Origin of the sequence: Bernardetia sp. Wsw4-3y2 (assembly GCF_037126295.1) — a bacterium.
GTDB lineage: Bacteria > Bacteroidota > Bacteroidia > Cytophagales > Bernardetiaceae > Bernardetia.
Genome location: NZ_CP147017.1, coordinates 4,426,757 through 4,446,318 on the forward strand (window position 1 = coordinate 4,426,757; position 19,562 = coordinate 4,446,318).

16 protein-coding genes are annotated in these 19,562 nt (G+C 30.4%); 5 read left to right on the plus strand and 11 right to left on the minus strand.

What is annotated here, in order from left to right; all coding sequences use genetic code 11:
* Nucleotides 1-141: 141 nt before the first annotated feature.
* The 5 genes from cas4 to V9L05_RS18495 all read right to left on the minus strand — a co-directional run bounded on the left by cas4 (nt 142) and on the right by V9L05_RS18495 (nt 7,106).
* Nucleotides 142-666 (minus strand): CRISPR-associated protein Cas4, encoded by a 525-nt coding sequence (cas4, locus tag V9L05_RS18475; protein ID WP_338813360.1) that lies wholly within the window; start codon nt 664-666, stop codon nt 142-144.
* A 130-nt stretch (nt 667-796) separates the two neighbouring features.
* A complete protein-coding gene (cas3, locus tag V9L05_RS18480) occupies nt 797-3,649 on the minus strand; it encodes a CRISPR-associated helicase Cas3' (protein ID WP_338813361.1) in 2,853 nt (950 codons plus the stop codon).
* On the minus strand, nt 3,621-4,406 hold the full coding sequence (gene cas5b / locus V9L05_RS18485) for a type I-B CRISPR-associated protein Cas5b (RefSeq protein ID WP_338813362.1): 786 nt from the start codon (nt 4,404-4,406) through the stop codon (nt 3,621-3,623). Before cas5b ends, cas3 begins: the two co-directional genes overlap by 29 nt.
* A gap of 86 nt (nt 4,407-4,492) precedes the next feature.
* A complete protein-coding gene (locus V9L05_RS18490; protein ID WP_338813363.1) occupies nt 4,493-5,416 on the minus strand; it encodes a type I CRISPR-associated protein Cas7 in 924 nt (307 codons plus the stop codon).
* A 145-nt stretch (nt 5,417-5,561) separates the two neighbouring features.
* Nucleotides 5,562-7,106 (minus strand): hypothetical protein, encoded by a 1,545-nt coding sequence (locus V9L05_RS18495; protein WP_338813365.1) that lies wholly within the window; start codon nt 7,104-7,106, stop codon nt 5,562-5,564.
* A gap of 193 nt (nt 7,107-7,299) precedes the next feature.
* Between V9L05_RS18495 and V9L05_RS18500 the strand changes: the two genes are divergently transcribed.
* Nucleotides 7,300-8,124 carry an IS5 family transposase gene (locus tag V9L05_RS18500; protein WP_338812380.1) on the plus strand — a complete coding sequence of 275 codons (825 nt, stop codon included), beginning with the start codon at nt 7,300-7,302 and terminating at the stop codon, nt 8,122-8,124.
* On the opposite strand, the gene V9L05_RS18505 is transcribed toward V9L05_RS18500, so the two are convergent.
* The 4 genes from V9L05_RS18505 to polA form a co-directional block, all read right to left on the minus strand.
* Complete coding sequence (locus tag V9L05_RS18505; protein ID WP_338813366.1) at nt 8,089-8,577, minus strand: hypothetical protein; 489 nt, start codon at nt 8,575-8,577, stop codon at nt 8,089-8,091. The two genes, V9L05_RS18500 and V9L05_RS18505, sit on opposite strands and share 36 nt — an antisense overlap.
* A gap of 126 nt (nt 8,578-8,703) precedes the next feature.
* On the minus strand, nt 8,704-9,369 hold the full coding sequence (gene cas6 / locus V9L05_RS18510; RefSeq protein WP_338813367.1) for a CRISPR-associated endoribonuclease Cas6: 666 nt from the start codon (nt 9,367-9,369) through the stop codon (nt 8,704-8,706).
* A gap of 546 nt (nt 9,370-9,915) precedes the next feature.
* A complete protein-coding gene (locus V9L05_RS18515; protein WP_338813368.1) occupies nt 9,916-10,818 on the minus strand; it encodes a hypothetical protein in 903 nt (300 codons plus the stop codon).
* 239 nt (nt 10,819-11,057) lie between these two features.
* Complete coding sequence (gene polA, locus V9L05_RS18520; protein WP_338813369.1) at nt 11,058-14,105, minus strand: DNA polymerase I; 3,048 nt, start codon at nt 14,103-14,105, stop codon at nt 11,058-11,060.
* Between the two features lie 415 nt (nt 14,106-14,520).
* Here polA and kdsB point away from each other — a divergent pair, with 415 nt between their 5' ends.
* Nucleotides 14,521-15,282, plus strand: coding sequence for a 3-deoxy-manno-octulosonate cytidylyltransferase (gene kdsB / locus V9L05_RS18525; RefSeq protein ID WP_338813370.1), 762 nt, complete (start codon nt 14,521-14,523; stop codon nt 15,280-15,282).
* 120 nt (nt 15,283-15,402) lie between these two features.
* Complete coding sequence (locus V9L05_RS18530; protein ID WP_338813371.1) at nt 15,403-16,011, plus strand: hypothetical protein; 609 nt, start codon at nt 15,403-15,405, stop codon at nt 16,009-16,011.
* A 10-nt stretch (nt 16,012-16,021) separates the two neighbouring features.
* Here the strand turns inward: V9L05_RS18530 and upp are convergent, their stop codons facing one another.
* Together upp and pnuC are read right to left on the minus strand one after the other, a co-directional pair.
* The gene (gene upp / locus V9L05_RS18535) at nt 16,022-16,699 is read right to left on the minus strand and encodes a uracil phosphoribosyltransferase (protein ID WP_338813372.1); all 678 of its coding nucleotides are present in this window, start codon (nt 16,697-16,699) and stop codon (nt 16,022-16,024) included.
* A 274-nt stretch (nt 16,700-16,973) separates the two neighbouring features.
* Nucleotides 16,974-17,681: a nicotinamide riboside transporter PnuC gene (gene pnuC / locus V9L05_RS18540; protein WP_338813373.1), complete on the minus strand. Its 708-nt coding sequence runs from the start codon at nt 17,679-17,681 to the stop codon at nt 16,974-16,976.
* Between the two features lie 231 nt (nt 17,682-17,912).
* Here pnuC and V9L05_RS18545 point away from each other — a divergent pair, with 231 nt between their 5' ends.
* Together V9L05_RS18545 and V9L05_RS18550 are read left to right on the plus strand one after the other, a co-directional pair.
* Nucleotides 17,913-18,761: a universal stress protein gene (locus V9L05_RS18545; RefSeq protein ID WP_338791907.1), complete on the plus strand. Its 849-nt coding sequence runs from the start codon at nt 17,913-17,915 to the stop codon at nt 18,759-18,761.
* A gap of 222 nt (nt 18,762-18,983) precedes the next feature.
* On the plus strand, nt 18,984-19,415 hold the full coding sequence (locus V9L05_RS18550) for a hypothetical protein (protein ID WP_338791906.1): 432 nt from the start codon (nt 18,984-18,986) through the stop codon (nt 19,413-19,415).
* Nucleotides 19,416-19,562: the final 147 nt, after the last annotated feature.

A 19,562-nucleotide genomic window follows, 5' to 3' on the forward strand; every position in this document is an offset into this window, starting at 1 on the left:
ATGGCTTTTTTTTATCTCGTTTCAAAATCTTTTGTCAGAGGACTGAGCAGTCTTCTAGACTGTTGTATTTGGTAAGCAAAACGTATTTTTTTGTTCAGACAAGGATGTCTGAACTACTGTGATACTGTTTAATGAATAAAATCAATCTTCCTCAAAAACACCTACATAACACAAATCAAAATACGAACACGTTTTGCAATAGCGTTTTTTGACTAAAGCAGGACAAGTTTCTTGTTCCAAAATCAATTCAATTTCAGAAAGCCAGTTTTCAATTTCTTGTCTGTCTTGAGGAGTTAAAGCCTTGATTTTGTGTGTTTTGCGAGCTGTTGGATATTCTAAAATAGCTGTCGGACTCTCTACGCCTGCATTTTCTAGCAGATACAAATAATATTTTACTTGTGCGATGTGAGCGTGTTCTAGCTTATCCGATTTTTTGGTTTCGTGTACGACTTTGTTTTTGTAATCGTAAAAATCAATTTTGGCAATTCCTAAATCTACCTCACGAAAATTTTTAGTTCGTTGTGGATAGCTTTCTTCTCCAATCAGTTTTCCTTCATAAACCAAATCAGAAGTTTGTTCCATATTGATATGATTGGCGTGTAGCCAAAGTTCACGCTGACAGACATGAAACATATTGACAAGTGATGCACTAATTGTTTTTTTCATAGTTAAGTAAAGTAAAATAGACATCCCTGTCTGTTTAAAAGTTAAGTTGTGATTTTGTAAATTGTAGCTTACTCTTTAGAGTGAGAATTATGTACCCTAAACTTTAGTTTAGGGCAAAATCTACCATTTCCTATATAAAATCATTAATCATATCAGCCAAAGCATTTTCATCTAAACCTGTTTCATCTGAATAAATATTTTGGTAATTCTCTAAATAATAAATTCCGTGCTGCGATTTTTTTGTATCTATTGCCTCACTCACTTTATTTTCATTTTTACTACTTCCAAAAAGCGAAAAAATAAATTTAGACATCACCCCTTGCAAGATTTTGAAATCTGATTTTTGCTTCAAAAAATCTTTGTTTCTGTTTTTGATTAAATCAATGTATAACTCAAAGACTTCCTCACCTTTTACTTCGTCATCATCAAAAGAATATTTTCCTGCTTTCTCTAAAAAATTTAATTCTTCTTTTGAAAAAACTTCATCTAATTTCTCGCCTTTTTCATTTTCCACTTTTATAGGAATTGGAATCGGAACGAAAATGGAAAGGTTTTTTTGTTCGATTAATTGGAAGTTTCTATGTGCGCTAGTAAATTCTAAATTTTGAAAATGATTTTTATAATTGGAAAAATTGACTGTCATGGTATCTTCATTTTTTAAATCAATTTTTTCAAAAACTAGATTATAAAGTCTATCAAAATCTTTCTTTTCAAGAATATTTCTTAAATCTTCTTCTGAAATTTTCTTGTCTTTATTAATTATTTGAAATCTCCAATCCGAACCATAAAGAACACTTGCATCGTCTTTGTCAAAAAGATAAAGCATACAATTTTCTTTGTTTACATTTCGATTGATACGCCCTGCAAGCTGTTCATCACTATCAATCAATGAAATATTTTTAAAACCCAAATCTATATCGATATCTACTCCTGCTTCTACTACTTGGGTAGTGATGAGTAGAATTTTCTTGTTTCGGTTTTGATCATTTTTTAGAGAATTAATAATATATTTTCGACGATGTTCTAGTATTGTTCCTGATAAAACAAAAACTTTATCAAAGAATTTTCCTTTCTCTTTTTGATAACCTTTAATTTTATCTTCAAAATCAGTAGCCGATTTTTTGAAGATAAATTCTACGATTGTATAAACGCTTCCTTTTGGTTTGGCTTTTCCAAAATCTTTTGGAGCATATTCTTTTGATTTTTCAACGACTTGAATGGCTAATTTCTCTAAATCAAAATCTTTATCTTCCAACAAATCAAAATTAAAACTTACTCGTTTTCCAAAATTCTCATTTTGAAAATAATCTGTTTTTGCATTTTCCAATAAATAAACAAAATCACTTGTATCTTTTTCCAAAACTTCTATTTTACTAAGTTTTGGAAGTGTAGCCGACATAATAATAAAACGAATATTGAAAAACTGAGCGTACTGTTTGATAAGATAAATCAATTTGTCCCAATGCTGAGGATTATAGGCTTGTAGCTCATCAATCACGACAACAGAATTAGCCAAACGATGCAAAATATAATTCGTTTCCTTTTCGTTGGTCTTCAAAATATCAAAAAACTTGATATGAGTCATCAAACAAAACGGAAAGTTGATAAATAGATTATCGATATAATTCTTTTTTTCTTCTCCATAATCTGCATCGACTTCTCCCTGATTTTCTTCTGTTTTGTTATCTGATTCTTTTGCTGTCAGACCTGCTTTTGAGTGAAGCTGAACAATTTGATTTTCATTCAATCCCAATGTTTTTTTAATGCTTTTGTAAGTTTGTGTAACAAGTGTAGTAAATGGAAAAACATAAAAAACTTTGTTCAATTCTTCATTTTCTTTCAAAAGTTCCATTGCTGCAAGCATCGAAAGATTTGTTTTTCCTCCACCAGTCGGAGCTTCTATATAAAACAGATTTTTATCAGCATTTTGACGGACTTTATTAATGACTTCAATCGCCATTTTTTGTCGTAATTTATTTAAGTTTTCATTATTTGGTTCTGATAAATCTCCAAAATCTGTATCTAAATTTTGATAAGTAGTTTTATTATAAAGTTCTCCTTTTCCTTCGTTTTTGCCAATCATATTTTTATAAATCTCTTCTACTTCTTCCCTTTTCAAAACGCCAAACTCTTTCTCATTTTCTAATTTCAGTCCGTTCATATATTCGCCTGTTGCCAAATAATCGGAAGCTGTTAGTAAGGAGAAATTTAATTTTAGGAGAGCGTAGAGAGGGAAATTATCTTTTATAACTCCTTCATTATATTCTGATTTTAATATATTATATTTTTCAAAAAGAGTTTTTATTTGAGTAATTATTTTTTTTGGAAAATCGCCTATTTCAAAGTCATATTCTTTCAAATAGGATTGCATTTTTTCTAACTCTTTTGTATCAAAATTTATTTTTTCTTCAACATTATTGGAAAGTGTTTTTGAATGGTGTTTGAAAATAGGGTAAGAGAAAATAAGAATAGAATAGAAAAGCAACATCTTTTCAGAATTAGAAAATTCATGTTGCTTTTTTGAAAACTCTTGAAAATGATTAAGAATAAAAAAATAAGCACCTAAGGAAGAATGATGAGAACTCAAAACACTATTTCTCTCTTTTTTGAAGAGTTTATTATTCATTTTATCAACTTGAAAATTCGGATTTATCTTTCCATAATCATGAAAAACAATAGTATTTACAAACAATTTTTTTATAAATTGACTTGCTTGAAAAGCTGTTTTAGTTTCAAAATTATTCTTTGCAAAACCTTCAATCAAAGTATCAATAACTAAATCTAATTGATGAATTTCAGTTAGTTTTTCAAATTTTTCATTGACAAGAATAATGTGTTCTTTTAATGTTTCAGAATCAAAACCTTCTTTTCTGTGAGCGTGATAAGTAGAAGCATTTTTCAGAAGAGTATCAAAAGCATCAAGGTTTTTAATAATTTTAGAAATGCTATCTAGTTTAGAGAAGTTGGACATAGTAGTTTTCATTTTTGAGATGATACAACGTTTCTATTTTATCTGACTTTTTTAATTTGAAATTGGTAAAAGCAAAGTTTCCCAATTCATATTGAAAAAGTTCTTCATCAAATCCTGTTGGTATTCTTTCGAAATAAGAAAACGAACTAACACTTGCTTCTAAACTGAAAATATCAAAATCCTCAGCAACCGAAACTTTATTTTTTCTTACAGATTCTTCAGCTTTATAAAAAAGTGTTTTTATCTCAAATGATTCTTTCAAACTTTCTACCTTTTCAAAATCATATTCTTTAAAATCTTCTTTTTCCCACCAAGCCGAAAATTCATTTTTTCCAAAATAAGGTAAGTATTCAGCTTTTCCATTTTCCAAATAGTCATGTAATTTTTGATGCTCTTTATTTTCCATATCTAAAAGTAAATAGACACGATAAGCAGGTTTTATGAGTGTGGCTTCTTCGGTTAGATAATTTGTTCCTTTGTTGGCATAACCGATTGTATTACTGTATTTTATGACTGTTTTTTTGAAATTTCCTCTTTCATGATATTTATCCAAAGGTTCAATTCCAATTTTTAGGTCTTTTAGTTTTTGGTAATATTCTGGCAATTCGCCTAGTTTTTTGTAGCCTTCTAATCCGATAATTGCTCCCAAAATCCCTAAAAGAGCAGGTTTATGAAGCATATTATAAGATAAATTGATTCCCGAATTGACATCAGGTTTTCTAAAAAAACCAAAGTCAGCTTTTAAGTCGATAGAAATAAGTTTTTGCATAAAGATTCTGATTTTAAATGTGGAATTTAAACCCTAAGGGTCTTCGAAGACTCTTAGGGTTTGGGTAAAAAAATAGTTGAAGAAAATTAAATATCTAATTCTTGTGAATTTGCAGGAAGGTTTACTACTTTAGTAATTCCTTTCTGATAATAAACTTCAATTTTTTCGATTTCAGAAGCGATATGTTCTTTGACTAAAAGCGTAGAAATTGCCGAAAAATCAATTTCTCTGTCTAATCCTGTTCCGTTTATTTGTATTAGTTCTACAAAAGAAGGCAAAACTGCTTTCGAATCTTCTTTGAGTTGTACCCAAAATAAAACTTCATTTTCACTTCCAGACTTTGCAGCCGAATCGTAATAAGTAACTCCTTTTCGTAACCCTTCTTTTAGTTTTTCGATGTCGTCTTGTGTAAGTCCGTCAGATTCTACACGTTTTGCATCATCAGCAATATTTTTTGGATTGACAGAAAAATGATGTACATAATGACCTTCTGAAAGTTTGGATTGTGTGCCTAAAGTGGTCATTGTACTATCTACATTTTTATCACTAGGATTTCTGAAAGGCGACATAATTTGTTCAGAATAAATTTCATTTCTTGGAAAACGATTTATTCCATGTGTAATCTGACACGTTCCGTGAAGTGAAATATTTGTAGCTCCTGCATACGTTCCACCAAACAAACGCACATCTAAACGAGTAAGTAAATTTTTAAGAATGGCAGCACGTCTAGTTTTTTTATCCATTTTGGCAGGGTCTTCCTCAAAATGATATTCATAGGTTTGGTCTAAAGTCCTTGGTGACATTTCGTCTGTCAAAGATTTTGAATAAAAAACTTTTTCATTAAGTGCATTTTTCCAGTAATTACGAATAGAATATTTCAATGCTTTATCAGTTGCATAGACAATTCCACTAGGAAGAGTACGAGGTTGATGCGAAAAATCAGCATTATAATTTGAATTGATAGCTTTAATGATAGCACAACCGAAAACACGATTATTAAATTTGCTCATAGTTTTTGAAATTTATATTTGTTACGAAATGATTGATTTTGAATGTTTTTAACCTCGTTGACGGCGAAGCCTCAACGACGGTTGGTTTTTCTCATTTTTGAACCGTCAACGAGGCGTTGCCGTCGTTGAGGAACAAAAATGGATTTTATTCCTCTTCGTCATTCTTCTCAGAATCAGGTTTTGATTGAGGTTTAAGTAAAGTTTCAGAAAAGAAACCTGCTAACAGTTGAGGTAAATAATCATTGAGTTGTTCATCGTCTAATTCATAAGAAGTCAGAAAAGGTAAAACTTTCGTAAATGTGGTAGTATAATTACCATGCTTATACTTTTTGAATTCTAATGAAATAACTTTAATTAAATCAGCAAGCGTACTCACTCTTAGATATACCTCTAATCGTTGATATTTTAAAGTTTCTGACTTACTTTGTTTGAAAATTTGAGCTATAATTTGACCTGCTGTAAAAGCAAAATAATCGACTTTAACAGTTGAAGTATCTAGTTTTGCTCCTTTAACTGCGAGTTCTTCTACAAATGCTCTATAATGTGGGAGTTTACTTGCCATAATAGACGTTTGGGTTTTAGATTCAGATGGAAAATAATTGATTAAACTAAACCAAATATTTAGTTTATTAAGAATGTGAAAAGGATGTAATATGCCTTCTTTCTTATAACCTGCAATTTCATCAAGACGAATATCTTCTAAGATGCTGACTTGCATCATATCATCAAACATAGTTTTTGTAATAGCTTGATGTTGAGATTTATAGACAAAGTCATAAAATGCTTTTTTATAGCTAAGTATAGAAAGGTAGTTTCTAGAAGATTTACAATATTTTTCTTCTATGTCATCAAAATATTTATAGATAATTCCCTTTTCTTTAGTTCTGACAATCAGATTATTATTGAAAATGATAGGAAGTATTTTATCTTGAAACTCAAACACAGAAGATATTTTTCCAATAATGTTTGAGTTTTTTGTTTCAAATAGTTCTTCTACTTTCCAATCTTTGCCTTCTTCGTCTTTCAGGTCATAATCAAACTTAGGAACAAAATCAAAATCTTGAAAAACTAATCCGTCTTTGGTATTTTGATAAAAAAGAAGATAATAATTGCCTATTTTATCCTTGTTTTTGGTATCAACAAGATTTGTAATTATTTCTTTGTAGCCTACTTTTCCATCATTTTCATTGAAATAAGAAATTACCTTTTCATTCAGTGTTTCATTTTCAAAAACAAACATGGGTAAAGGATTCGGCAATACTTTTCTAGGCAGAATAGATTGAAACTCATTTAACTTTAAAGCTTCCCGATCCGAAATACGACCAGAAATATCAAAAGTAGCCGTTTGATGCAACAGAAAAGGCATACTAGAATTAAATCCATTTCTAAAATTACTTGTACCAAAAAGCTCATTGTCTTCATTTGGTGCAGTTGTGAAATGTGGAGTATTGAAAAGTTTGTCAGCCAAATATCTATTGTATGGCTTTTTATAAGTTTCTAAATCCTCCTCAAGATAAAACAAGATATAATCCGTTTCAGAAAGAGGTTTGTAACGCTCTAGCTTTTCTGCTTTGTCAGAAATTTTCTTTTTAAAGTCTTCTTTTTCAGACTTATCAGCGTTTTTTTCTTGTTCTTTTAGTTCTTGAATTTGGTTTTCAAGTTCTTCAGTTTTCTGTTCATATTCTTTCACAATTTTATCAAGAACAGTTTTATAATAAGCTGGACTATCTTCTTGTAGAAAGAAATTTTTAAAAACAGTATAGTGTTCGCTTAACGATTCTTTTTTGAACTTGTTTAAGAATGGTGATTTATTTTTTTAAAAAGAGGTCAAAATAGTTATACTTGTAAATCATCACATTTTCAATCTAACTATTTTTCCCTCTATGTACGTAAACTTATCAAAAAAATTTATAACCGAAAATATTTTACCTTATTTACATCAATTTACAAAAGGTCGTCGTATAAAAGTAGCTCTTTGGCGTATTATCCAAGCCATTGTGTATCGCTTAAAATCAGGGAGTCAATGGCGAGAACTTCCTATGAAACAATTTTTCGGAAACTTATCAATTCGCTGGAATACAGTATATTACCATTATAATAAATGGTCAAAATTAGGAAGTTGGAAGAAATTATGGATCAAGTATTTAGAAGATTATCGTGGAGAATTAGATTTTTCTATTTGTCAGCTAGACGGCAGCCACACTTCAGCTAAACGAGGAGGAGAAGGTATTGGATATTCCAAAAGAAAAGCAGGAAAAACAACCAATGCACTTTTTCTAACGGATAAAAATGGTATTCCAGTAGCGATGTCTGTTCCAAGAGCAGGCAATCATCACGATGCTTTTGAACTTGAAAAAAATATGCAATCTATGATAGATGATTTGAATGCTTCTCAAATTAGAGAAGGAGGAATTTTTCTCAATGCTGATGCAGCCTTTGATACACAAGCCTTTCGTTCTTTTTGTAATCATTTAGATATTGTAGATAATATAGATTTTAATAAAAGAAATAAAAAAGACCTTGATAATCAACCATTTAAAGATGAAGAAATGTATGAATTGAGATTCGTTATTGAAAGAACTAATGCGTGGTTAGATGCTTTCAAAGCCTTAATTATGAGGTACGAAACTAAAATTCATACGTGGCAAAGTTTACACTATTTAGCCTTTACTTTAATATTTGCCAGAACTAGAAAAAAACATTCTTAAACAACTTCTTTTGTCTTCTTCAAACAAATCAAAAGCTTTAGAAAAATATTTTTGAAAACGCTCTGGAATTTCTTTTTTATTCTTAGCCCTACGACTAGAATTTTTTCCTCCTCCCTCAAAAAAATCAGGTTTGAAACCAATCAAAAAAGGAGAAGCCGAATGAATGCCTTTTGCTGGAGCATCTAAACATTTATTTGTGTCGACCATCCATGCATTTTGTTGAAGCATTTTTAGCTTTTCTAATAACTCTTTTTCTTCTTTAGTCAAAGAATTATTCATATTTTCCATTTTTTTTGTATAACGAACGTATTGGTAGTTATCCAAATCAAGAAAAAATGTATCTTCTTTTTCAGTTAGTTTCAGCAGAATATGCAAACCTTCTTTTGGTTTTATTCCTCGCTGCCGTACATCATCAGAGAGTTTTTCAGTAAACTGTACAATTTCTTTTATCATAAAATTTGTGATTTAATTTTTTCTAATTTTACTATTATTTCAATCGTTAATGAGACATAAAGCCGTCGTTGAGGTATTTCAAAACCTCATTGACGGTTCAGACCTCAACGACGGTTAATAAAAACACTACCTCAAAGCCCCAAATCCCATCCCAGTATTATTCCCTACACCTACATTCCAAGCAAAAGCAAGGGATTCAGATTTTCCTTCGATAATCACAGGACACATAGAAGCACGATAATTTTTGTTTTTGATACGCATCATTTTCGTTTTTGCTTTGTCATAACTCGTGTCAAAATAAACCTTCAAATTGGGGTCTGAAATTCCTGCTATTTGCAGTTTGGTTTGTAGGCTTTGAGTGAGAAGTTCGTTTGTGATTTCGTCGTTATAGAGATAATATTTTTGAAATTCTTTTCCTGCTTCATCAATTTCATTTCGTTTCAAAAAAACGGGACTTCCCAACCAAAACTGCGCTTTTGTGCCGAACTGAGGCGTTTCGACAAGAGAAATATCTTTTACTTCCATTCCATATTCTACATGGCTATTCTGAAAAACACCTCGTACCAATTCCTGTACAAAAGGCATATCAAAGGCACTAATAAACCATTTTGCACCATATTTAAAATCTAAAAATTCGCCCTTTTTTCTACTTCCTTGCAACCAAGAAAAAGAATAGAGAGAAATTTCATCGTGATAATTATTTTCGCCGAGCCATTTATGAATTCGACCCAAAAGTCGTTGAGGGTATTCAAAAGGAACAGGGCGAGTATTGGGAGTGAGATTGACAAGCATTCGCATAAGCAACTAGAATTTTGAGAGTGAAAGACTAATTTTTTTTATTTCTTATCTGTAACTCAAAACTTTTAGCTTATCAAATTTCCCTTTTTGTAGAAAAATTAGACATAGCATTCCCACCTTGATTTTTGTATCAAGTAAAGGGGGAAGTATGTATTTACAAATAAGGGGTTGTTTGCAATTATATTGATTTAAGTCTCAATATGCAAATAAAAACAATAAAAAATATTATTTCAAGAAATATAATTCTGTTTATTGAAACAAAATGAAATAATATTTTACAACGTAAATCGTTTATGTTCTGCTCTTTTATTTTTGCAGAATTTTTTGAAAAATATCATTTTGATAAAGACTGTTTGGATTGAAACTCAAAAAACCTATTCTCTATAAAAAGGGAATAGGTTTTTTTATTTGATTATAAGTAACTTATCCTAGTTATCTGAGGACTGATAAGTTTAATTTTAGATTTGCTGATTTATCAATTCTAAATCTCAATAAGTTTGAGTATACATGTTTTGTGTTTACAACAAGACAGAATAACCTCTATCTTTCACAAATAATAAGTTCAATTCCTCCCATTTTTGCAGCCGTTTCTGAAAAAGAACTTGCATGAGAACCATATATTTTTGAAGTTTTAGCTAGACAAGCTACATCGATATAAGCATCTTGAACGCCTTTTTCTGAATCTCTGTCAAATGCTTTATTTTGATTTATTATTATTCTTTTTGAGAATAGTTTGATTAGTTCTTTTTCAGTTTCTTTGTCGTCAGTTGCCAAGAAAAAATCAGTTTTATCATTTAAAGCTATTTCTTCATTCATTTTTTCTATAAAAAGTGACAACGGACTGTTTTCTATTGCTCCTGCATGGTCAGTTCTACGAATATGCAAACCAATTGAAGAAGTTGAATAATCTTTTGTAATCTGATTAATTTTATCTTTAACAGAAGTATGAACTACAAAATCAGAAAAAGGTAAATCAGGTTCTTTATTTTTATCATTAAAATCAATTTTAAAATCAAAGCAAGAAGCGATATATAAAGAGTTATGTTCTTTTAATGTATTAAAATCAAACTTATTTTTTACTAAGTCAAACATTTCATCTTGATAGATAATTTTATCGAAGCTTTTTTCTTTTCCCAAAAGCTGACGAAATTTATATGATTTTTGATAGTTTTTTTCTGTAGGTGCAATTACATTCCACACTTTTGCCATTTTAACAGGATTAAATACACTTTTTCCAGTAAAAGGCAAGGTTTCAATAACTTTTATTTTATCATTTGATTGAAACAAACTTTTATATCTTGTCCCTAACTCGTGATTATTTTCCCAAACAACTGTAATATAATCTGTTTTATCTGTTGTTTTTAATAAATCTAGAACTGATTCTATGGCACGAAGGCGATTACAAAGTCCTCCTGTGGGTTGTACAACTATTTTTTTTAGCATTTCTATTTTTTTCGCACCTAAAAAGGCAATATGTTTTTACACGCTAAAGCGCATACACTATTTTACACAAAACTACTAAAGAGTTTTGAATTTTGGCAAAAACAAGTCTTGAGATTGCTAAAACAAAATACCTATTTTTATACTAATTTATATTTTATAAAACTGACATCCAAAGTCAATGAAGAATTGAAGGAACTCTTCATTGACTACCAACAAAAATAAAAACAAAGACCATTACTTTAATGCGCTTCTAGCCAATTCTGACCGATTCCAGCCTCTACATCCAAAGGAACATCAATTTGATAGGTTTTGCTCATTATTTCCATAATTTTTGGCTTGACAGTTTCTAATTCTGACTTTGGAACATCAAAAACAAGTTCGTCATGCACTTGCAAAATCATCTTTGTTTGAAGGTTATTTTCTTCCAAATATTCCTGTACTTTTACCATAGCTAATTTGATAATATCGGCTGCTGTTCCTTGTATTGGCATATTTACAGCATTTCGTTCTGCAAAACCTCGCTGTGTCATATTTCTTGAATTTATATCACGAAGTGGACGTTTTCTACCCAAAAGTGTCTGTACAGATTCATTATCTCTAGCTTCATTGATAATTTTATCCATATAGTTTTTGATAGAAGAAAATTCTGCAAAATAAGAATCAATTAGTTTCTTTGCTTCTGTGGTTTTGATATTCAAACGCTGACCTAATCCCATTGCTGAAACTCCATAAATAATTCCAAAATTGGCAGTTTTGGCAGAACGACGCATTTCAGAAGTTACTTCATCTATTCCCACTTTAAAAATTTTGGCTGCTGTGGCTGTATGAATATCTCTTTGATTTCTAAAAGCCTCAATCATTGTTGGGTCTTCTGCAAAAGAAGCCATTAATCTAAGTTCGATTTGAGAATAATCAATAGCTAAAAGAACATGATTTTCATCAGAAGCAACAAATGCTTTTCTTACTTCTCGTCCTCTTTCTGTTCGGATAGGAATATTTTGAAGGTTTGGATTTGTCGAACTAAGCCTTCCTGTAACTGTAACAGCTTGATTAAATGAAGTGTGAACTTTATTGTCTTTTGGTGAAAGCAGCAAAGGCAAAGCATCAACGTAAGTAGATTTGAGTTTTTGAAGCTGGCGATAATCTACAATTTTGGCAGCAATAGGATACTTTTCGGCAAGTTTTACCAAAATACTTTCGTCCGTTTTGTACTGTTTACTTTTTGCTGTTAGTTTTGGTTTTGGAGTAAGATTTAATTTTCCTTCATCAAATAAAATTTCTCCTAATTGTTTTGGAGATGCAATATTAAACTCTTCTCCTGCTATTGCATAGATTTCTTTTTCTAAAACCTCAACTTCTTTTCCTAGCTCTGTTGAAAACTCACTTAATGCTTCTGTATCAATGTTCATTCCGTTCATTTCAATTTTTGCCAAAACAGAAATTAATGGAGTTTCTATATCGTAAAAAACAGATTTTAGACCTTTATTTTCTTCTTTTTCTAGTTCGAAATGTAGTTTTTCTTTAAGTCTGAGTGTAATATCTGCATCCTCGGCTGCATAATTCAGAATTTCTTTTGGCTCAAATTCTGCCATTGTTTTGGCTTTTTTGCCAGTTCCTACAATTTCATCATAAGAAATAGTTTTGTAATTAAGGATAGTTTGCGCCAAATAATCCATATTATGACGAAGTTCAGGCTCTAATAAATAATGCGCCAACATGGTGTCAAAAAATTGCCCTTTTAGCTTAATTCCATATTTATAAAAAATCTGATAATCATACTTTATATTTTGTCCTATTTTTATGATTTTAGGATTTTCTAAAATGCTTCTAAATTCATTCAAAATTTCTTTTCGGTCTTCATCACTTCCCAAAACAGGAATATAAAAGGCTTCAAATGCTTTATAAGCCACTGAAAAACCAACAATATTTGCTTCAATGACATCCAAATTATCAGTTTCTGTATCGACAGAAATTTCATCTTGAAGTAAAAGAAATTCGATTAAATGTTCTCGTTTTTCTTTAGTATCAATTAAGTGATAATCGTGTTTGACTGTAAAGAGTGTATCTAATTTTACAGAAGTAGCTTCTTGAATTTCTAATTCTTGAGCAATTTGAGACGGTTTTGCAGTTGTATTTTCTGCTTTATCTAATTCTTTTTCTGTAAAAATAAAAGGCAATTGTTCTAAAGCAGCTTTTGCTTCTTCTGGAGTTAGATTTGATTTTTTTGCAACTTTTTGAACTAGTTGCTCATTATTTTTTGGACTTCCAAACAAATCCATTTGGTCAGTTGCTGCTTTTTTGTTTTCGCTTATTGTCTTGCTGAGTGAAGATGAACCTACTTTTGCACCTGTTTTTGGAGAAAATGATTTTGCAGATTCTTCATTCAGAATTTTTCGTTTCAATGTTCTGAATTCTAATTCATCAAAAAGAGCTGATAAAAGTCCTTTGTTTTTTTCTGTAATATCTTTTACGTCGTCATATTCCAATGCCTTTGCATCAAACTCTATCGGAACATCAATTTTTATTGTCGCTAATTCTTTTGATAAAATACCTTGCTGAGCAAAATTAATAACATTTTCTTTTTGTTTTCCTTTTAGCTTATCTACATTTTCGATAATTCCTTCTACACTATTGTATAATTTCAAAAGTTTGATAGCCGTTTTTTCTCCAATCCCTGGAATCCCTGGAATATTATCAGAAGCATCTCCTTGTAATCCCAAAATATCTGTCAGTTGCATTGGGTTTTCTAATTCCCAACGGTCACAAACTTCTTTTATTCCCCAAATTTCGGCAGGATTACGACCAGCATAAGCTACTTTATAGAAGAATATTTTTTCCTCAACAAGCTGTGCATAATCTTTATCAATCGTAACCATATATACTTCAAAGCCTTCTCTAGCTGCCTTTTTTGCAAGCGTTCCGACAATATCATCAGCTTCAAACCCATCCATTTTTAAAATAGGAATATTCAAACCTTCCAACAAACGATTAATAAAAGGCTTAGAAAGTGTAATGGCTTCTGGTTGTTTTTCTCGGTGTGCTTTGTAGGCTTCAAACTGTTCGTGGCGAAAAGTAGGCTTCGAAGTATCGAAAGCAATGCCAATATGAGTAGGTTTTTCATTTTGAAGAATATCCCAAATAGAATTTGTAAATCCTAAAATTGCGCCTGTATCAATTCCTGTAGAAGTCATTCTAGGATTTTTACTAAAGGCAAAATGCGCTCTATAAATGAGAGCCATTGCATCTAAGAGAAATAATTTTTTGGGAGCGTCGGGAGTCGAAAGCATTGCAGTTATCAGTTATCAGTGACCAGTTACCAGCAAATTACTAGTAAGAAGTTAAATATGTTTGTAGGGAATTTTTAAGTCAGCGAAGCTAAAAGGCTTGCCTTTTCCTAGTGTAGTCTTTTAATTATTTGCAAAAATAGCTTTAAAATTTTAGTTTTCTTATTAGAGATTTAAATTATTATTGAGAGAATAGCTAAATAAACCTTATTAAATTCAACAGTCTGGAAGACTGTTATACAAAAATAATCTTGATAACCTTTAATAATTGGAATCTGTTTATCAATAATTGAATATTTAAAAAAAACTAAAGCTAATCACTTGTAGACAATCATCTATTTTAAAAAGTAGGCAACAGTTTGAAACAAAATTAATAATTTTACAATAATTTTATAAACTTCAAAAATAAATTATTGCTATGAAAATTATTGCTATTATTCCTGCTCGTTATGCTTCTAGTCGTTTTCCTGCTAAAGTTTTGGCTGATATCAATGGAAAAACAATGATTGAACGTGTTTTTAATCAAGCTAAAAAGGCTACAAAACTCAATGATGTTTTTATTGCTACTGATAACCAACTTGTTTTTGATAAAGTGAAAGAGTTTACTCAAAATGTTTTGATGACAGATTCAAATCATATTTCAGGAACAGACAGAATTGCAGAAGCTGCACTCCTTTTAGAAAAAAACAAAGTAGAGTTTGATTTTATCATTAATATTCAAGGTGATGAGCCTTTTATTCAACCAAAACAAATAGATAGTTTAGCTGAAATTTTGATAGAAAATAATGCTGTACAATTGGCAACTCTAGTAAGTCAAATAAAAGACGCTGAAACGCTTTTTGATACAAATGTAGTGAAGGCAATTTTTGATGTAAATCATAAAGCTATCTATTTTAGTAGAAATCCTATTCCTTTTGTAAGAAATGAAGACAAAAATCAAAAAGATGCTTGGCTTTCAACACATACATTTTATCGTCATATAGGAATGTATGCTTATCAAAAAGAGGTTTTACAACAAATTACAAAGCTACAACCCTCAAAACTAGAACTAGCAGAGTCTTTAGAACAATTGAGATGGATAGAAAATAATTTTTCTATTCAAATAGCTATTACACCTTTCGAAAGCATAGGAATTGATACACCAGAAGATTTAAAAAAAGCAATTTCTAGTAAAAACTAAAATGGAATCACAGTCAGAATAAAAATAATATTTTCGAACTAATGTAGAAAAAGGCAACGCTTTGCAAGTTTTTAACGTATTAATTTAAAAACAAACCTATTCTACTCTTATAATTCTATTATGTCTAATCTACTGACTGTCAGACTTTTTTTTGTGCTGTTTGCCTACGCAACAGTTACTTCTGTGCAGGCTCGTGTTTCACAGATGAATTTTGATGAAAATAATCAAAACTCTACTGAGTTTACTTCTACCAACAAACAAAGTACACAAGAAAATACACCTCCTCCTGTTTCTATTGATACTGTTGCACTTATAGATGAACTAATTTCTCCAAGTTGGGTCTTTCATCAACGTACTGCTGACGAATGGCTGACTTATTATCCAGATGCCAAAATTGAGCGCACACCTATTGAAAACGTTCATAATACTTCAAAAACAGATACAGTAATTGAAGTTAAGACAGAAAAAACACATTTACGTTTTTATCGTGCAGACCAAAAAGACCTTTTGCTAGAGGCAAAAGTAAGTTTTGAACCTTTGTCCATCGGAAAAGGTCTTTCTATGGGAATGAACAAAGGCGATTTTATGCGTTGTTTTTCAGAAACAGAAGAAGGAATGAAACAAGATGTTGTTGTTGTGGTGATGGATGAAGACGAAACAAATTATTATTTTTTTACTTTTGAGCAAAATGTTTTGGTTGCTGTTCGTTATGAAGGAATAATAGATTAAGTAAAAATAGTTATACCTTCTCTCCAAAAGATAAATCTCCTGCATCTCCCAAACCTGGTATGATGTAGGATTTTTTGTCTAGTTTTTCATCAATATCTCCTATCCATAAGTTAGCTTTTGGTAATTCTGTTTGTACATTTTTTATACCTTCTTCGCTTGCAATTACAGAAGCAATATGCAATTGCTTTGGCATTCCTTTTTGCTTAGAAAGCTCTTGATAGGTTTTGATTAGAGATTTTCCTGTGGCAAGCATTGGATCAATCAGAATAACTGTTTTGTTTTCCAAATTAGGACAAGCTGTATAGAGCAAGTCTATATCAAAATCGTATTGATTGAGTTTGTTTTGCAAGTCTTGTTTATACTCTCCTCTATAAGCTCCTACAAAACCACTATCAGATTGCTCAAAAAATTCTGCAAAACCTTCATAAAGAGGCAAACCAGCACGTAAAATTGGAATCAAGACAGGAAACTCTGTTAGTTTTTTAGTTTGTTTTTCGCCTAATCCTGTTTTTAAATTTATCTCTTGATAAGAAAGTTTTTTTGAAATTTCGTAAGCAAGTAAATAACCTATTTTTTTTAGGTTTTGACGAAAGTTTCCTTTGTGAGCTTGTAGGTTTGTATCTCTCAAATTACTCATAAAATAATGAGCAATGGAAGAGTTGTTTGTAAGACTAAAAACTGTATTCATTGTTTTGGGATAGATTTAAGATGAATGTTAATCTAATTTCAAAATTACTTAAAAACTAAATTACTATATTTATTTCATTTTGTAATAAAAAAGTAAATTTGATACTAGATAATCAAAACCAAATTCTTAAAATAAGAATCATTTTTATAGTTATAGATTTTTCTTTTAAGGAAGACTAAAAAAAAATATTTACATTTTTAACCCTGTTTATTAATGCGTGAATTTTTCAAAGTGTAAATTTATTCATTTTATATTCCTAAGAATACTTTGCAAATTATTTAGTCATTTGTTTTTTCCATTCAAAATATCCTAAAGTAGCCAAAATTAAAAATACAGCATATAATCCTGTTGTAAAATAAAGTCCTTTGTAATAATAAATCCCTACACAAAAGGCATCAATAACAAACCAAAAAATCCAATTTTCTATCCAACGTTTGGCAAGATGAAATTGTGCTACTACACTAAAAGAAGTAGTAAAAGCATCTAGGTAAGGCACAGAAGCATTGGGTAAAGTTGAAAACCAAGCTCCAAAACCAAAAACTCCTGCAATACCAACTATCATACTAATTATCCAAAATTTGATAGGCATATAAGTAATGGGAAGCTCTCTACTTTCTTCTTTTCTTTGTGTATCATAGAAGTTTTTAGCATTTAGTTCTTCTGTTACAACATCTTTATCTAAAATTGAAGATTCTGAGGATAAATTAGTAGACTTTTTTACTTTCCCTTTTCCACCAAAAAGCCAATGATACCAACCCCAAATGCTAACTACAAAATAAAAGGCACTTAAAATAGAATCTCCATACAAACCAGCCTCAAGAAAAATATAGATATACGGAACAACACTCAGAATACCAAAAAACCAACCCCAATGATTATTTCTAGTATTGAGCCAAACACAGACAAGCCCTGTAAGAGAAGCAAAAAGCTCTAGTTTGTGAGAAAAAAAATAGGTCAGAAAAGATTCTAGGAGTTGTTCCAAAGCAAATTTTGTTTTTTGATATAATATAAATTTCAAAAATGAAGAGCAAAGATAAACCTTGAAAATGGAGAAAAAAATCTTCTTATAGAAAATGCTTCTGAATATAAATTTTTACAGTTAAAAAAGTGATATTATTAGTAACTTTGTGTTATATTTTTTATAACCTTATCAGCAAAAGTGTAGATTTTTGATAAGTTCTATCATCTACCTTTCAAACTCTAATTTTATTTCATGCAAACTATATTTGTTCCCTTAGACTTTTCAGAAAACTCATTACAGGCTCTTCGTCATGCTATCGAACTAGCCAAAACATCAGAATCACAAATTATTGTTTTTCACTCTTATCAACCTCCTCAAATGGGTGGTGGAAGTTTTACAGGTAGAAAAAAATTGGTTACTCTTGGAAAACAAGAAGCTGAAGATAATATGTATAAAGTAGTGATGCGCATAAAAGAAAATGAACCTAATTTAGATTTCGAACATTTGGTGGTTGATGGTGACCCTATGCAGCGTATTCTTTTCTATTCAGAAAAATATGAATCTGATTTGATTGTTATGGGAACAAAAGGTGCTAGTGGATTAAATGAAGTGTTTTTGGGTAGTGTTGCTGGTAAAATTATTAATGATGCGTCTTGTCCTGTAGTTATTGTTCCAGAAGAAAGTCAAAAAGGAACATACGAAAGAATAGTTTATGCCACTTCTCTTATTGCAGATGATAGAGGAGTTTTAAATTATTTGAAAGGATTAGCTACAGATTTCAAAGCAAAACTACAATGTATCCATATAGAAAAAGATGGTGAAACAAACTCAAAGTTCGAAAGTTTTGCACAAGAATATAAAAATGAAAGTACAGAAAATCAGCAAGTAGAATTTAAAGTTGTCTCTAAAAGCGATAAAGATAGAGTAGAAAATACGTTATTAGACTATATAGAAGAAAATCCTCTTACTCTATTGGTAATGCTTCGTCGTGAGCGTGATTTTGTACAGCGTATTTTTGGTCATAGTGTTACCAAAAAAATGGCACATCATGCAGAAAGTCCTCTTTTAATTATGAAAGCTGCTGATAAAATGGAATTTTAAGATTTAATATTTCTTACTTAAAAAAAAAGAAACTTGAACAATCAGGTTTCTTTTTTTATAAAAAGATAGATGTTTAGTTTTAGTGCTTAATTTGTGTATTTTTTTGTTAAAATTATTAAACAATATGATGATGGATAGCTTATTCTTATGTATTTTTGTTTAAGACAAGCCAATAGATTTAGTGTTTCTATATTATAAAGAGGAATTATTACAACAAATAAAATGAAACAAGAACGCAAACAGATAGTTAATACAGATGCTTATTCTTTGGAAATTGATATTGCAAAAAATAGAGTTTATTTTTGTATCCGTGGGCATTGGGACAAAAATACTCTTCTAACAAATTATCTGTTAGATTGGAAAGAAGCTATTTCTTATTTACAGCCTAATTTTACAATTATTTCAGATACTCTTACTATGTTACCTCATGCAGTTAGTGTGGAAAAGCTCCATGAAGAAACTCAAAAATATTTAATTGATAATGGACTTTTTAAAGTAGCTGAAATTATGCCTATCAATGACATTGCAAATCTACAAGCAAATAGAATTACAGAACGTTCGCAACTTCCAGTTATTAAACTCTCTTCATTGGAAGAAGCTGAAGAGTGTTTAGATAAATTAGTTGAAGAAATGCAAAACAGTCTAAATCATTGAAAAGTGTAAACATAAAATACAATTTATCAGATTTTGGACTGATTTATTTGCTTGAATCATGCTTCTGAGGAAGTGTTTCGTTCAACTCTGAGGAGTTGCACAAAAAATATTGTAAAACCTTTGAAACGCTGTACTAATACACCAACG